Annotated in this window: 12 protein-coding genes; 8 read left to right on the forward strand and 4 right to left on the reverse strand. The window is 62.1% G+C overall.

Annotation, left to right across the window (positions count from 1 at the left end):
• Positions 1-40 precede the first annotated feature (40 nt).
• Complete coding sequence (gene trxA, locus D8U61_RS17405) at positions 41-913, forward strand: thioredoxin (protein ID WP_130927381.1); 873 nt, start codon at positions 41-43, stop codon at positions 911-913.
• 4 nt (positions 914-917) lie between these two features.
• Here trxA and D8U61_RS17410 read toward each other — a convergent pair whose 3' ends face one another.
• Entirely contained in the window at positions 918-1,277 is a 360-nt protein-coding gene (locus D8U61_RS17410) for a hypothetical protein (protein ID WP_125918210.1), read from the reverse strand.
• Between the two features lie 128 nt (positions 1,278-1,405).
• Between D8U61_RS17410 and D8U61_RS17415 the strand changes: the two genes are divergently transcribed.
• The 6 genes from D8U61_RS17415 to D8U61_RS17440 all read left to right on the forward strand — a co-directional run bounded on the left by D8U61_RS17415 (position 1,406) and on the right by D8U61_RS17440 (position 6,288).
• Positions 1,406-1,972: a hypothetical protein gene (locus tag D8U61_RS17415; protein WP_071173727.1), complete on the forward strand. Its 567-nt coding sequence runs from the start codon at positions 1,406-1,408 to the stop codon at positions 1,970-1,972.
• A gap of 155 nt (positions 1,973-2,127) precedes the next feature.
• On the forward strand, positions 2,128-2,721 hold the full coding sequence (locus tag D8U61_RS17420) for a DUF2796 domain-containing protein (RefSeq protein ID WP_056790744.1): 594 nt from the start codon (positions 2,128-2,130) through the stop codon (positions 2,719-2,721).
• A gap of 139 nt (positions 2,722-2,860) precedes the next feature.
• Positions 2,861-3,571 (forward strand): ABC transporter ATP-binding protein, encoded by a 711-nt coding sequence (locus tag D8U61_RS17425; protein WP_130911713.1) that lies wholly within the window; start codon positions 2,861-2,863, stop codon positions 3,569-3,571.
• Between the two features lies 1 nt (position 3,572).
• Positions 3,573-4,838, forward strand: a complete 1,266-nt coding sequence (locus D8U61_RS17430) for an ABC transporter permease (RefSeq protein ID WP_024014501.1) — start codon at positions 3,573-3,575, stop codon at positions 4,836-4,838.
• Between the two features lie 11 nt (positions 4,839-4,849).
• Complete coding sequence (locus tag D8U61_RS17435) at positions 4,850-5,368, forward strand: DUF3299 domain-containing protein (RefSeq protein WP_024014502.1); 519 nt, start codon at positions 4,850-4,852, stop codon at positions 5,366-5,368.
• 221 nt (positions 5,369-5,589) lie between these two features.
• A complete protein-coding gene (locus D8U61_RS17440; protein ID WP_016772968.1) occupies positions 5,590-6,288 on the forward strand; it encodes an OmpW family outer membrane protein in 699 nt (232 codons plus the stop codon).
• A 357-nt stretch (positions 6,289-6,645) separates the two neighbouring features.
• Here D8U61_RS17440 and D8U61_RS17445 read toward each other — a convergent pair whose 3' ends face one another.
• Both D8U61_RS17445 and D8U61_RS17450 read right to left on the reverse strand, forming a co-directional pair.
• Entirely contained in the window at positions 6,646-7,578 is a 933-nt protein-coding gene (locus D8U61_RS17445) for an NAD-dependent epimerase/dehydratase family protein (RefSeq protein ID WP_130888581.1), read from the reverse strand.
• Positions 7,571-8,455, reverse strand: a complete 885-nt coding sequence (locus tag D8U61_RS17450; protein ID WP_038860943.1) for a sugar nucleotide-binding protein — start codon at positions 8,453-8,455, stop codon at positions 7,571-7,573. The genes D8U61_RS17445 and D8U61_RS17450 overlap by 8 nt, the downstream gene beginning before the upstream one ends.
• A 276-nt stretch (positions 8,456-8,731) precedes the next feature.
• On the opposite strand from D8U61_RS17450, the gene D8U61_RS17455 reads away from it, so the two are divergent.
• Positions 8,732-13,018, forward strand: coding sequence for a DEAD/DEAH box helicase (locus tag D8U61_RS17455; RefSeq protein WP_130927382.1), 4,287 nt, complete (start codon positions 8,732-8,734; stop codon positions 13,016-13,018).
• 114 nt (positions 13,019-13,132) lie between these two features.
• Here the strand turns inward: D8U61_RS17455 and D8U61_RS17460 are convergent, their stop codons facing one another.
• Positions 13,133-15,235, reverse strand: coding sequence for a mechanosensitive ion channel family protein (locus tag D8U61_RS17460; RefSeq protein ID WP_130927383.1), 2,103 nt, complete (start codon positions 15,233-15,235; stop codon positions 13,133-13,135).
• Positions 15,236-15,425 lie beyond the last annotated feature (190 nt).

Genomic DNA, 15,425 nt, shown 5'->3' on the forward strand with positions numbered 1-15,425 from the left:
GCCTTATAGTGGCCTCATCCACGCTTTTACGAGATCCCCCATGAGTCAGGAAACGCCGTACATCTTCGACGCCACGACTGCCGATTTCGACCAGTCGGTGATCGAAGCCTCCTTCAACAAACCGGTGCTGGTGGATTTCTGGGCCGAATGGTGTGCGCCGTGCAAGGCGTTGATGCCGATGCTGCAGGGCATTGCCGAGAGCTATCAGGGCGAGTTGCTGCTGGCCAAGGTCAACTGCGACATCGAGCAGGACATCGTCGCCCGCTTCGGCATTCGCAGCCTGCCGACCGTGGTGCTGTTCAAGGACGGTCAGCCGGTCGACGGCTTTGCCGGCGCACAACCGGAATCCGCCGTGCGCGCGCTGCTGGAACCGCATGTGCAGATGCCGCCACCGGCCGCTGCCGACCCGTTCGAACAGGCTCAGGCGATGTTCGACGAAGGCCACTTCGCCGAGGCGGAAGCGGTGCTGGTGACCATTCTCAATGAAGACAATACCAACGCCAAAGCGCTGATCCTTTACGCACGCTGCCTGACCGAGCGCGGTGAGCTGGGCGAAGCGCAAACTGTGCTCGACGCGGTCAAGAGCGATGAGCACAAGGCCGCACTCGCCGGCGCCAAGGCGCAGATCCAGTTCCTCGGCCTCGCCCGCGATCTGCCGGACGCCGCCGACCTGAAGAGCCGCCTGGCGCAAAATCCACAGGACGATGAAGCGGTGTACCAACTGGCGATCCAGCAACTGGCGCGCCAGCAATACGAAGCGGCGCTGGACGCCTTGCTCAAACTGTTCATCCGCAACCGCAGCTACGGCGAAGGCTTGCCGCACAAGACCTTGCTGCAGGTGTTCGAGCTGCTGGGCAATGATCATCCGTTGGTGACGGCTTACCGTCGCAAAGTGTTTGCGGCGCTGTATTAAGGCCTCACCCGATCCAGCTATAGAGCGGCGTATCCCCGCCGCTCGCCACTTTCACATCGGAACTATGGCGCAGACGCACGAGCAGACGCTTGCCCGCTACCGCACTGCCGGTGAGCGCCTCCAACTGATCCAGCAGATCCGGCCCGCTAAGTTGCCCGGCGTTGCGCAACACGTCTTTGGCCACCTGCCACAGCGCATCATCCTGATTCACCGGCTTCGCCGCCGGGGCCGACGCCACTGCCTCAGACTGCACGACCGGCGCCTGCCCGCTCAGCGCCGAACCCAGCCTGGCCCAATCGCTGTCATCCAGCTCCACCGTCAAATCCACCGGCACTTCGCCGACCGTTCCGCGTATCCGCAACATCGAGTTCGCTCCTGCATTTTTCTGACCTGCATGCTCCCACGGGACTTGTGCAACGCCAAGCGACGTTGTCCAGTGTGGCGGTTATCGAGCATTCATCTACAGTGTCCTTTTTCTCACAGCACCCTGTAATGAAACGAAGTTACTACGCCCTATTGATGACCCCACTCTTGCTCATCGTGGCATGGCGCATCTGGTTGCCTGCCGATCTTTCGGCTTGTCCCGCTGACGGGGAAACTGCAGGTCCACTGACCCTTGTTATTCGTGATTACTTTGAGCGCAATAGCCGGACCGACTGGCGAGACATGGATGATCGTTTTGACATACTTTCAACCCCCGAAGGCCAGAGCATAGCGAGTCAACCGAATTCACACACTTGCGAAGCATTGCGGGTACTGCAGAGTCCGGCGTTCAGTCAGAGTGAAAAAATCTTCACCATGGCACTTATGTTCAGACTGCCAATCGACCAGTACATGGCCCTGATGGATCGCAGTCATCAACTCTACACGCAGGGCAAAATGGATAAGGAGGTGCTGACTCTGGTGGTATTTCCGCGCGGAACAGCCATCAACTACTGGTGGCTTCCGGCTTGGCGACAGCGTTTCAGTCGCGATGCCCCGAGCGTGCTCGACGCAAATCTGATCAACGATGTTCTTTCGGGACACTATTGGTTCGACTATCCCGGCGCAGGCTTCTGATTCTGCAAGCATGACATCCAATCCCAGCACCGCCCGCGAACTCATCCCGGGCGGTGCTTAGCCATGTCTTGCGCAATCTCAAGCGCACGGGCACACTCTGCGCACTTTCGTTATAAGATTACATAACAAACTTTTCATTTTTCTCGGAGTCCGTCATGCGTCGTCTGTTGCTCGCTTTGCCGTTTGCCCTGTTGCCGCTGGCCGCTGCCCATGCGGTTGATGAGCACGATCATGATCATGAGCACGGCAGCCTCGGCGCTCACGAACATGGCGTGGGTCGGCTGAACGCCGCGCTCGATGGTCAGACCCTGGAGCTGGAGCTGGAAAGCCCGGCGATGAATCTGGTCGGTTTTGAACACGCCGCCACGTCCGATGCCGACAAGGCCAAAGTCGCTGCCGCTCGGGCGCAACTGGAAAAACCATTGGCTCTGTTCAGCCTGCCCGCTGCGGCCGGCTGCAAGGTGGTCAGTCAGGAACTGGAAAGCCCGCTGTTCGGCGACAAACCGGACGCCGATGATCACGACGAAGATGAAGCGGACAAGGACGGTCACGAGCATCACCACGACCACAGCGAAATCCATGCGCATTACCAATTCAGCTGCGCCACACCGGGCGCGCTGAGCACGCTGAACCTGACGAACATCTTCAAGACCTTCCCGGCGACGCAGAAGATTCAGGTACAACTGATCAGCGCGACTGGCCAGCAAGGTACCGAAGTGACGGCCAAGTCGGCTGCGCTGAAATTCTAGGATCCACCGAAATCCCCTGTGGGAGCGAGCCTGCTCGCGAAGGCGGCGTGTCAGCTGACATGTGGGTGTCTGACCCAGCGCTTTCGCGAGCAGGCTCGCTCCCACAGGGTTATGTGTTCACTTCATGAAAATCGGTGCCATGACCCAAGCACTCATCGAACTTTCCGACCTTGGCTTCAACTGGCCCGGTCACCCGACGCTGCTGGACATCCCGGCGTTTCGTCTGGAAGCCGGCGAAACCCTGTTTCTCAAAGGCCCCAGCGGCAGCGGCAAGACCACTCTGCTCGGCCTGCTCGGCGGAGTGCAGAAGCCCGGTCGCGGCAGCATTCGCCTGCTCGGCCAGGAGCTGACCGAACTGTCTGCCGGCAAGCGCGATACGTTTCGTGTCGATCACACCGGCTACATTTTCCAGCAATTCAACCTGCTGCCGTTTCTCTCGGTGCGCGAGAACGTTGAGCTGCCGTGTCACTTCTCGAAACTGCGTGCGCAACGGGCGAAACAGCGCCACGGCAGCGTCGATCAGGCCGCCGCCACACTGCTCGCGCACTTGGGTCTGAAAGACGAAAGCATCCTCAGCCGCCGCGCCGACTCGCTGTCCATCGGCCAGCAACAACGGGTCGCTGCCGCCCGTGCGTTGATCGGTCAACCGGAACTGGTGATCGCCGACGAACCGACCTCGGCATTGGATTACGACGCCCGCGAGAACTTCATTCGCCTGCTGTTTGCCGAGTGCCGCGAGGCCGGATCGAGTCTGTTGTTCGTCAGCCACGACCAGAGCCTGGCGCCGCTGTTCGACCGTCATCTGTCCCTGGCCGATCTCAATCGCGCCGCTACGTCCGCCGAGGTCTGAGATGTATCTGTTTCGTCTGGCCATGGCCAGCCTGGCCAACCGCCGTTTCACCGCATTGCTCACCGCCTTCGCCATCGCCCTGTCGGTGTGCCTGCTGCTCGCCGTCGAGCGTGTGCGCACCGAAGCCAAGGCCAGTTTCGCCAGCACCATCAGCGGTACTGACCTGATCGTCGGCGCTCGTTCGGGGTCGGTGAACCTGCTGCTGTATTCGGTGTTCCGCATCGGCAACGCTACCAACAACATCCGTTGGGACAGCTTTGAACACTTCGCCAACAATCCGAAAGTGAAGTGGGCAATCCCCATGTCCCTCGGCGATTCCCATCGCGGCTATCGCGTGATGGGCACCACCGAAGCCTACTTCGAGCACTACCAGTACGGGCGCCAGCAACACCTGGCGCTGGCCGACGGTCGCGCGTTTGCCACCGATCCTTTCGAAGTGGTGCTCGGTGCCGAAGTCGCCGAAGCGCTGCACTACAAGCTCGGCGACAAACTGGTACTGGCCCACGGCGTGGCGGCGATCAGCCTGGTCAAGCATGACGACAAACCCTTCACCGTGGTCGGCATCCTCCAGCGTACCGGCACCCCGGTGGACCGCACGTTGCACATCAGCCTCGGCGGCATGGAGGCGATTCACATCGACTGGCACAACGGTGTGCCGGCGCGCGGCAACGGGCGGATCAGCGCTGATCAGGCGCGCAACATGGACCTGACCCCGCAAGCGATCACCGCGTTCATGCTCGGCCTCAACAGCAAGATTTCCACCTTTGCCTTGCAGCGCGAGATCAACGAGTACCGTGGCGAACCGATGCTGGCGATCCTGCCGGGCGTGGCCTTGCAGGAATTGTGGAGTCTGATGAGCACGGCCGAGAAAGCCTTGTTCGTGGTCTCGCTGTTCGTTGTGCTGACCGGGCTGATCGGCATGCTCACGGCGATTCTCACCAGCCTCAACGAACGTCGCCGCGAGATGGCGATTCTGCGTTCGGTGGGCGCGCGGCCGTGGCACATCGCAAGTCTGCTGGTGCTGGAAGCTTTCGCCCTGGCGCTGACCGGGGTGATTGCCGGGCTGGCGTTGCTGTACGTCGGCATCGCCGCTGCGCAAGGGTACGTGCAGGCCAATTACGGTTTGTATCTGCCGCTGGCATGGCCGAGCGAGTATGAATGGACGCTGCTCGGTGGCATTCTGGCGGCCGCGCTGCTGATGGGCAGCGTGCCGGCCTGGCGCGCGTATCGCCAATCATTGGCCGATGGCCTGTCGATCCGTTTATGAGGATGTTCACCATGCCCCGCGCCCTGCTTGCGCTGCTGATGCTGGTCGCCCTGCCCGTGTGGGCAGCGGCGCCGAAAGACCTGACCTGGTCGGAAATGATCCCGCCGGACGCCGCGCCGGAAGTGCCGAACATGACCCCGCTGCACGACCTGTCGAAGATGGGCGACGCACTCTCTGCCGAGTCCGCGCCGGCGGCCAAGCAGGACATGCCCAACGCACCGGTAGTGAAGAGCCTCGACGGGCAGAACATTCGCCTGCCCGGTTACATCGTGCCGCTGGAAGTCAGCGAAGAGGGGCGCACTACCGACTTTTTGCTGGTGCCGTATTTCGGCGCCTGCATCCACGTACCGCCACCGCCGTCGAACCAGATCGTCCATGTGAAAAGCGAACTGGGCGTGAAGCTCGACGAGCTGTATCAGCCGTATTGGGTTGAAGGACCGTTGCAGGTGAAAGCGTCGAGCAGTGAGCTGGCCGATGCCGGGTATCAGATGGAGGCGGAGAAGATTTATGCGTATGAACTGCCGGAGTAATTCCCGGTAGTTTTGTATTGGCTGGTCTATCGTCTTCGCGAGCAGGCTCGCTCCCACAGGTGATCACATTCCAAAGTGGGAGCGAGCCTGCTCGCGAATAGGCCCTCAAAGGTTCCACAAAACCCCGCCCCTTCACTGTTTCATTGAGCTGAGTCAAAACACCGTATCAGACGGCTTCGTACCCTAGGACATCGAATTTTTATGTCCTTTTCGGAGCCCCCATGAACAAGTCCTTGCTCAGCGCCTCGCTGTTTGCCCTCGCGCTCGCAGCCCCGCTCGCCCACGCCCACGAAGCCGGTGACATCCTTGTGCGCGCCGGTGCGATCACCGTCAACCCGAAGGCCGACAGCTCCAGCGTCAAGGTCGATCAGGGTCCGCTGAGCGGCACCAATCTGGGCGGCAAGGCGACCATGAGCAGCGACACCCAACTGGGCCTGAACTTCGCCTACATGCTCACCAACAACATCGGTATCGAACTGCTGGCAGCCACGCCGTTCGAGCATGACGTCAAGCTCAAGGGCACCGCCCTGCCCGCCGCCAACGGCAAGCTCGGCACCCTGAAACACCTGCCGCCGACCCTCAGCGTCGTCTACTACCCGCTGGATTCGAAATCGGCCTTCCAGCCGTATGTGGGTGGTGGCATCAACTACACCTGGATCTACGACGAACACGTCGGCAGCGAAGCCAGCGCCAACGGCTTCAGCAACTTCAAGGCGAAAAACTCCTGGGGCCTGGCCTGGCAGGTCGGCGCCGACTACATGATCACCGACAACATCATGCTCAATGCCCAGGTGCGCTACATCGATATCGACACCCGCGCGACCGTCGAGAACAACGCCGTCGCCCCCGGCACCCGTGCACGGGTGAATGTGGACGTCGATCCGTTCATCTACATGGTCGGTCTGGGCTATAAGTTCTAAGTCGATTTTTTACCGAACGTTCACGTGGTGGTGAATGAGGCTTGGTGGCGGGCAGGCACAGACCTGACGAAGACCGTACGCAGTCGATCGGGGGATAATTCCCTCGCCACAGGGATAGCAATATTCCGGCCGTGAAAAAGGCGCCTGTTGAAAAAGGCGCCTTTTTCATTTGGTGCTGAGTCATGTGGGGCGTTGGAGGCCCGGGCCCCTCACCCCAGCCCTCTCCCGGGGGAGAGGGAGCCGATTTGTGTGTTGTTCAAAACCTGAGTTCGACTGGGTATCGCAAGTCGGCGTACTTCTCACAAACACCTCAGTCAGTTCCCTCTCCCCTGGGAGAGGGCTAGGGTGAGGGGCTTCTCAGGAGCGCCCCAGCAAGCGCGCCAAGCCCACACTCATCGGCGTCTGCGGCGGCATTTCGAAGCGCTGCAGCAAGCGTCGGTTATCGGCTCGCGAATGGCGGATATCACCCGAACGCGCCGGCCCGTAACTCACGGGCGGCAACTCACCGATTACCGATTTCAAAGCTTCGAGCATCTGCTTCAGGCTCATCGCCTGGTTCCAGCCAACATTGACCGCGCCTTCCTGTACATCAGGCTTTTCCAGCGCCTGCACCAGCAAATCGACCAGATCACCGACATAGAGGAAATCGCGAGTCTGCTCGCCATCGCCAAACACTGTGATCGGCAAACCCTTCGAGGCGCGCTCGCTGAAAATGCTGATCACCCCGGAATACGGCGAGGACGGATCCTGGCGGGGGCCGAAGATGTTGAAGAAGCGAAAAATTGCCGGTTCCAGGCCATGCTGGCGACGGTAGAAATCGAAGTACTGCTCACCGGCCAGTTTGTCCGAGGCATAGGGTGTCAACGGCGCTTTTGGCGTGTCTTCATCAATCGACTCGCCCTCGCCATTGTTGCCGTACACCGCCGCGCTGGAGGCATACACCACACGCTTGACCCCGGCCAGACGCATGGCTTCGCAGACATTCAGGGTGCCGATGAAATTGCTCTGGTGGGTTTTCACCGGATCGTCCACCGAGGCCTGCACCGAGGCCACGGCCGCCAGATGCGCGACAGCGTTGCAACCTTGCATGGCGCGGGCGACCAAAGCGGCATCGGCGACATCGCCGACCACCAGTTCGACCTTGGGATTGTCCAGCGGCAGGTTGCTGCGCTTGCCGGTCGACAGATCGTCAAGCACGCGTACCGCATAGCCCTTGGCGAGCAAGGCGTCGGTCAGGTGCGAGCCGATGAATCCTGCTCCGCCGGTGATTAGAACCGTTCCTTCAGCCATGTCGGTAAAACCTGTCCAGTAGACCCGGGAGCGCGGCACGCCAGGCGCGCGGCTTGATCCCGAAAGTGTGGAGAATCTTCTTGCAGGCCAGCACCGCGTGTTGCGGCTCTTCGGCGGCGTCCGGGCGCGCGGCATGGGCCTGCGCGGTCGGTGCTTCGATCGCCAGCGGATGCAGGCTGCGTGCTTCGGTGAGAATCGCCTGGCCCAGCGCCAGCGGTGTGGTCGCTTCGTGGCCGGCGTAATGGTAAGTGCCCCACAGCGGCGCGGCGCAGTCGAGTTGCTTGAGCACGGAGATGATCACTCGCGCGGCGTCATCGACCGGAGTCGGATTACCGCGACGATCATCGGCCAGCAGCAACTCTTCGGGTTGTTCCGCACGGGCGAGAAAGCGTCCGAGGGTGCCGTCCGGGCTGTCGTCGAGCAGCCAGCCGAAACGCAGCAGCACATGTTGCGGGCAGGTCGCGCGCACACTTTGCTCGATGCGCCACAAGGCCTGACCGCGCAGGCCCAGCGGCACCGGTTCGTCTTTTTCGCTGTAAGCGGTAGCACGTGAGCCGTCGAACACGCGATAGCTCGACGGCTGCACGAGGACAATGTTGTGGTGCTGGCACAGCTCGGCCAGACGCTCGATGGCGCGTTCCTGACCGCTCATGCGGCTTTCGCTGACGCTCTCGGCCTGGAACCAGTCGAAATAGTAGGCGAGGTTGATCAACGCATCGGGACGGGTGTCGTCGAGCAGTTGGGTGAGGCTCGCGGCATCCCAGCCGTTTTCGGGCGGGCGGGGGGCGAGGAAACCGATGTCTTCTTCCGCACCGAGGCGAATCAGCGCCTGCCCAAGGGCATTTCCGCCGCCCAGTAACATAAGGCGCATTCGCATAGAGTCAGCAGGCCCAGTCTGATTGGAACGATGGCTTTGGCGACGGTTCTCGTGGAACCGTCGTCGATAATTGCCGGAATCGTTGCATTTTGCGGGTTTAGTGCGCAACCGTCATCCGTAAAGTGTAGATGCGCGGATTTGTATCGCCCTCACTGGCGCTATCGCGAGCAGGCTCGCTCCCACAGGGGAGCGCATTCCAAGGTGGGAGCGAGCCTGCTCGCGAAGGCGTCCGAACGGTACTTGCATCTTCCCGCCCCCGCCCGCATAACTTCAGTCATGAATCTGCCCCTCCCCGCCAACAGTGCGCTGGCCGGCTTTCACCCCGCCGTCAGCGCCTGGTTCAACAAGACTTTCCCGGCGGTCACCGCCGCTCAGGCCCGTGCGTGGCCGTTGATCCGCCAGCGCCGGTCGACGCTGATCGCCGCGCCCACCGGCTCCGGCAAAACCCTGACCGCGTTTCTCGCCGTGCTTGATGAGCTTGTCCATCGCGGTCTGGAACAGCCCGATGGTCTGCCCGCCGAAACCCTGGTGGTCTATGTCTCACCGCTGAAGGCACTGTCCAACGACATTCAGATCAACCTGCAAAATCCGCTCGCTGGCATTACCGCGCAATTGCGCGAAATGGGCCTGCAGGAGCTGACCATCACTACCGCCGTACGAACCGGCGACACGCCGCAGAAAGACCGCGCCGCCATGCGCAAGACCGCGCCGCACATTCTGGTCACCACCCCGGAATCGCTGTATGTGCTGCTTGGCTCGGAATCCGGGCGCAGGATGCTCGGCACTACGCGCACGGTGATCATTGACGAAATCCACGCCATGGCCGCCGGCAAGCGCGGCAGTCATCTGTCCTTGAGCCTTGAACGACTGCAAGCGTTGTGCGCCGAACCGCTGACCCGCATCGGCCTGTCCGCCACGCAGAAGCCGGTAGAAGCCGTGGCGCAATTCCTGGTCGGTCACGATCGCCCCTGCGAAATCGTCGACATTGGCCACGCCCGCCCTCGGGATCTGGGTATCGAAGTGCCGCCGGTGCCGTTGTCGGCGGTGATGGCCAACGATGTCTGGGAACTGGTGTACGAGCGCCTCGCCGAACTCGCCCGCGAGCATCGCACCACACTGATTTTCGTCAACACCCGACGCCTTGCCGAGCGCCTCAGCCGGCATCTGAGCGAACGCCTCGGCAAGAAGGCGGTGGCGGCGCACCATGGCAGCCTGGCCAAGGAGTTTCGCCTCGACGCCGAACAACGGCTCAAACGCGGCGAGCTGCAAGTGCTGATCGCCACGGCGTCGCTGGAGCTAGGCATCGATATCGGTGAAGTCGACCTGGTCTGCCAGATCAGTTCACCGCGCTCGATTGCTGCGTTTCTGCAAAGGGTTGGCCGTTCCGGACATCAGGTCGGCGGCACGCCCAAGGGTCGTTTGTTCGCCACCACCCGCGACGATCTGATCGAGTGCGCCGCCCTGCTCGACTGCGTGCGCCGGGGCGAGCTGGATACGCTGCAGATTCCGGAAAAGCCGCTGGACGTGCTGGCGCAGCAGATCATTGCCGAGGTCAGTTGCCAGGAATGGTCGGAGGACGCGTTGCTGGCGATGTTCCGCCGAGCGTGGCCGTATCGCGATCTCGACGAAAAACACTATCAGGCCCTGCTGAGCATGCTCGCCGAGGGTTACAACGGCCGTCAGGGCATTCGCAGCGCCTACCTGCACCGTGACGCCGTCAGCCGCACATTACGTGGCCGGCGGGGCGCGCAACTGACTGCCGTGACCAGCGGCGGCACCATTCCGGACAACGCCGACTACAGCGTATTGCTAGAACCCCAGGGCTTGAACATCGGCAGCGTCAACGAAGACTTCGCCGTGGAAAGTATCGCCGGCGACGTGTTCCAGCTCGGCAATACCTCGTACCGCATCCTGCGGGTGGAAAGCGGCAAAGTGCGGGTCGAGGATGCGCAGGGGATGCCGCCGACCATTCCGTTCTGGCTCGGCGAAGCGCCGGGGCGCAGTGATGAACTGTCGGCGGCCGTCGCGCGCCTGCAAGCGCAGTTGGACGAATTGCTCAGCGCCAGCCCCGGGAATCTGCAACCGGCGCTCGACTGGCTGACCGCAACACTCGGCCTCAACCTCGCCAGCGCCGAGCAACTGGTTGAATATCTGGCGCGCGCACGGCAAACCCTCGGCGCCCTGCCCTCGCAGAACACGCTGTTGATGGAGCGGTTTTTCGACGAGTCCGGCGGCACCCAACTGATCATTCACACGCCGTTCGGCAGCCGCATCAACCGCGCCTGGGGCCTGGCCCTGCGCAAGCGTTTCTGCCGCACCTTCAACTTCGAGTTGCAGGCCGCCGCCAGCGAAGACGCGATCGTGCTGTCGCTGTCCACCAGTCACAGCTTCGAGCTCGACGAAGTCTGGCGTTACCTGCACAGCAACAGCGCCGAACACACGCTCATTCAAGCGGTGCTTGATGCGCCGTTGTTCGGCGTGCGCTGGCGCTGGAGTGCCGGAGTGGCGCTGGCGTTGCCGCGTTTTACCGGCGGGCGCAAAGTCGCTCCGCAACTGCAACGGATGAAAAGCGAAGACCTCATCGCCAGCGTGTTTCCCGACCAGATCGCCTGCCTGGAAAACCTCGCCGGCGAGCGTGAAGTCCCCGAGCATCCGTTGGTGGAACAGACCCTCGACGATTGCCTGCACGAAGCGATGGACAGCGAAGGCTGGCTGACCCTACTGCGCCGCATGGAGCGTGGCGAGGTGCGCCTGATCGCCCGGGATTTACCTGCGCCGTCGCCGCTGGCGGCAGAAATCCTCAGCGCCCGACCGTACACGTTTCTCGACGACGCGCCGCTGGAGGAACGCCGCACGCAAGCGGTGATCAATCGACGCTGGAGCGATCCGCAGTCGACCGATGATCTCGGCGCACTCGATGCCGATGCGATCACCGCAGTACGCGAAGAAGCCTGGCCGTCGCCCAATTCCATGGATGAAATGCACGAAGCGCTGATGAGCCTCGCCTGCATAAGCGACACCGAAGCGCGCGCCAACGCGGGTTGGCCGGACTGGCTGCAAACGCTGATGGCCAGCGGCCGCGCCTGCCTATTGCAGATCGACGCCGAGCATCAGTTATGGCTGGCCCGCGAACGCTTGAGTTGCCTACAAGCACTTTATCCACAGGCGACGTTGGCAAGCGCAGCAGTCGCGCTGCCCGGATTCGACGATACGTGGGCATTCGATGAGGCGCTGGTCGAAGTGATCCGCGCCCGCCTCGGCGCCTTTGGGCCAATCCCGTTGCCCGCCATTGCCGAGCCGCTCGCCCTGCCAGTTGCGCAAGTCAATCAGGCCCTCGCGCAACTGGAGCGTGAAGGTTATGTGTTGCGCGGCCAGTTCACGCCGAACAGCGCGATTGAAGAATGGTGCGAACGCCATCTGCTGGCGCGCATCCATCGCTACACGGTCAAGCGCCTGCGCCGGGAAATCGAACCGGTGGCATTGCAGGACTTCATGCGTTTTCTGTTCGACTGGCAGCATCTGACGCCGGCCACCCAAGGTCAGGGCAGTGCGGTGCTGCCGGCGATTGTCGGCCAATTCGAAGGCTACCCGGCGGCAGCTTCGGCGTGGGACAGCGACATCCTGCCGGCCCGCCTCAAGGACTATTCGCCGAGCTGGCTGGATGAACTGTGCCGCAACGGCAAACTGGTGTGGACGCGCATCAATGCGCGGCAGAAGGTCAGCGGCTCGGCATTGCGCAGTACGCCGATCGTGCTGCTGCCGCGTAGCCAGGTGGGTTTGTGGAGTGCATTGGCAGAACAGACACCAGTGAGCGAGTTATCGCCGAAAACACAGAAAGTCTTCGAGGCGCTGAGTCAGCATGGCGCGCTGTTTTTCGATGAGCTGATTCATGAAGCGCGCTTGCTGCGCAGCGAACTGGAAATCGCTTTGCAGGAACTGGTTGCCGCAGGTTTGGTGAACGCCGACAGCTTCGCCGGTCTGCGCGCGCTGATCACTCCCGCAAGCAAGCGCCAGCAGCGCAGCAGCCGACGCGGGCGCGGCGCGTTTATCGGCGGCATGGACGATGCCGGGCGCTGGGCATTGCTGCGCCGGGGTTCGTCAGCCGATGCCGCCGAAACACTCGAACATGTCGCCATGACCCTGCTGCGCCGCTACGGCGTGGTGTTCTGGCGTCTGCTGGAACGCGAAGCGGACTGGTTGCCGAGCTGGCGGGAATTGCTGCGCACCTTTCATCGTCTGGAAGCGCGGGGCGAGATTCGTGGCGGGCGGTTTGTCAGTGGTCTGGCTGGCGAGCAGTTTGCCTTGCCCGAAGCCATTCCCTTGCTGCGCGAAGTACGCCGACGCCCGCAGGACGGCAGCCTGGTGGCGGTGTGTGGGGTTGATCCGCTGAATCTGGCCGGGACGTTGTTGCCCGGGGTGAAAGTGCCGGCGCTGGTGAGCAATCGGCTGGTGTATCGCGATGGGGTGGCGGTGGCGGCGGTGATTGCCGGCAAGCAGCAGGTTTGGGTAGAGCTGGATCCGATAGCCATGGGACAACTGCATGCCAAGCTGATCCGGCATTGAGAGTGTTCGCACCGGCGTCTTCGCGAGCAGGCTCGCTCCCACAGTTCAATCCCGTTTCCCCTGTGGGAGCGAGCCTGCTCGCGAATGGCCGGCCCTCCACCCCAAAATTATGCTTCAGGTCCGCGACTCCTGCGGCACCTCACCCGCAACCACCGCCCCCTCCTCCTGCCGCTTCGGCAACAGAACCTGCTGTGGATAAGTCTGCGCAAAATGCACATTCGGTGTGTTATCCACAAGCTTCTTCAAGCGCTGGTTGAACGCGCGGCTCACCGCATATTGCCCGCCGGACACTGTGCGGAATTGCGCCGTCAACACCACGCCGTTCAAGTCCATCTTGTCCACGCCAAACACATCCAGCGGCCCTTGCAGGTTGTACTTGAGGAACGGGTCTTCGCGGATCGAATCGCCGGCCTCGCGGATCAGCTCGATGGCCTTGTCGACGTCGGTGTCGTAAGTGAACTGCACCGAGAAAAATGCGAAGGCGAACTGGCGTGATTGGTTGGTCACAGCCTTGATCTGGCCGAACGGCACTGAATGCACAAAACCCTTGCCGTCGCGCAGGCGCAAGGTGCGAATGGTCAGGCCTTCCACCGTGCCAGCGTGGCCGGAATCGAGCACCACCCAGTCGCCGATCGACAGGGTGTCTTCGATGATGATGAACAACCCGGTGATGACGTCCTGCACCAGTTGCTGCGAACCGAAACCGATCGCCAGACCGACCACGCCCGCACCGGCCAGTAGCGGCGCGACGTTGATGCCGAGGTTGGCCATGGTGGTAATCGCGCAGATCACCACGAGGATGATTTTGATCGCATTGCGCAGCAGCGGCAGGATGGTTTTCACCCGCGTGCTCGGCTGGCGTGCCGCACGTTTGCTCAGCGGCGGTTTCAGCGCTTCCTGAATCGCCGTGTCGAGCACCACCCACAGCAGCCACGTCACCAGGAAGATCAGGCCGATGCTGCTCAAGGCATTGCTGATCGCCCGGCCGACCGTGCTGCTCTGGGCGAAATCGAGCAACGACACGCCCCAGATCCGCCCGAGAATATCGATGAAGACAATCGCCATGACGATGCGCAGCAAAGCATGCAACAGGCTGAGAAAGCGCTCCTTGTAGGCACTGCTGCGCTGGATCGCCTCGGCCTTGCGTGATTTGAACAGGTGCTGCAACACCGTGCTGAGAAACACCGTGGCGATCAGCAGCACGGTAGTGAACAAGGCACAGCGCAGGGCTTTCTGATTGTCCTCGCCAATGCCGATCAGGCTGACTGCCGAGACCAGCACCATCAGCACGATCGGCCAGTACCACAGCCCGGAAAATATCCGCAGTGATTCCTGCAGCGACCGTTGTTTCAAACGCTGAGCGAGCGGGCGATTGCGGATCAGATGCGCCACCGGGCGGCGCAGGCGAATCACCAGCAAACCGAAGATGACCGAGGCGATCAGCCCGGTGAACACGGCGATGCTGCTGGTGATATTGCCGCCCAATTGTCGGGCGATCTGCGGGCTGGTCAGGGCATCACTGAGGGCGGCGAGAAAGCCGATCAGGAACAGTGGGCGCGGGCAGTATTCACGGATGATTCGCGCGGCGGCGCGCTTGTGCCCGACGTTGAACATCACCACCACGCACAACAACATCGACGTGGAAAAAATGCCGCTGCTGGTGGCGTAGGCCAGACACAACGCCAGCGCACGGCCCACCGAAGCTTGCAGAAAGTGGCTGACATACAGCGTCAGCGGCAGGCAGATCAGCGCCGGCACGGTGTAAGGCAGCACGTAACCGAGCAGATCCTGACTGCGCTGGCGGGTGCGCAACCAGCGGCCCTCAAGCAGACGCTTGGCCAACAGACTGCCGAGCACGGTGAGCAGGGCGAAACTGCCCAGCCAGACTCCCGACAACGTGAGGAAATCCCCGGCCACGCTCCAGCCCGAGCGGTTTGACGGTTGCTTGACCAGCCGATCGACCTCATCCGCCGCGCGGTCGGCGCGCAGCCGCCAGGCATCGACCAGGTGTTCGTTGAGATCGAGTTTTTCCTGCACATCGTCGATGCTCGTACTGATCGCCCCGAGCAGACCGCCCTGCACCAGCGGTTCCGGTTCGGCGGATTTCTCCGCCGTGTCGGCGGCAGCCGGAACGCCCGGTAGCGCGACGGCTTGCGATGTATTGACGCCCAAGCACAGCAGCGCTGCCAGCAGAATGGCGATCCTGAAATTGCGCAAAGCTCCGATCTCCCGTGGCTGACCCTGGTAAGGAACTGATCGGTAATTGCGCGGCAAGTTCAAGAGCCCCCTCACCCCAGCCCTCTCCCCCAGGAGAGGGAGCCGACCGAGTTGCCTGACCAAAATCACCAACTGCACGTCTTGAGTCGAACTCAAGTCCTGAACACCATGCAGATCTGCTCCCTTTCCC

Origin of the sequence: Pseudomonas sp. Sample_14, from assembly GCF_004307515.1 — a bacterium.
Classification (GTDB): domain Bacteria; phylum Pseudomonadota; class Gammaproteobacteria; order Pseudomonadales; family Pseudomonadaceae; genus Aquipseudomonas; species Aquipseudomonas atacamensis.

Bases quoted from the DNA above. Each gene is read 5' to 3' on its own strand.
- D8U61_RS17435 (WP_024014502.1), top strand. From the start codon at position 4,850: ATGCCCCGCGCCCTGCTTGCGCTGCTGATGCTGGTCGCCCTGCCCGTG.
- D8U61_RS17410 (WP_125918210.1), bottom strand. From the start codon at position 1,277: ATGTTGCGGATACGCGGAACGGTCGGCGAAGTGCCGGTGGATTTGACG.
- D8U61_RS17445 (WP_130888581.1), bottom strand. From the start codon at position 7,578: ATGGCTGAAGGAACGGTTCTAATCACCGGCGGAGCAGGATTCATCGGC.
- D8U61_RS17440 (WP_016772968.1), top strand. From the start codon at position 5,590: ATGAACAAGTCCTTGCTCAGCGCCTCGCTGTTTGCCCTCGCGCTCGCA.
- D8U61_RS17420 (WP_056790744.1), top strand. From the start codon at position 2,128: ATGCGTCGTCTGTTGCTCGCTTTGCCGTTTGCCCTGTTGCCGCTGGCC.
- D8U61_RS17425 (WP_130911713.1), top strand. From the start codon at position 2,861: ATGACCCAAGCACTCATCGAACTTTCCGACCTTGGCTTCAACTGGCCC.
- D8U61_RS17415 (WP_071173727.1), top strand. From the start codon at position 1,406: ATGAAACGAAGTTACTACGCCCTATTGATGACCCCACTCTTGCTCATC.
- D8U61_RS17455 (WP_130927382.1), top strand. From the start codon at position 8,732: ATGAATCTGCCCCTCCCCGCCAACAGTGCGCTGGCCGGCTTTCACCCC.
- D8U61_RS17450 (WP_038860943.1), bottom strand. From the start codon at position 8,455: ATGCGAATGCGCCTTATGTTACTGGGCGGCGGAAATGCCCTTGGGCAG.
- D8U61_RS17430 (WP_024014501.1), top strand. From the start codon at position 3,573: ATGTATCTGTTTCGTCTGGCCATGGCCAGCCTGGCCAACCGCCGTTTC.
- trxA (WP_130927381.1), top strand. From the start codon at position 41: ATGAGTCAGGAAACGCCGTACATCTTCGACGCCACGACTGCCGATTTC.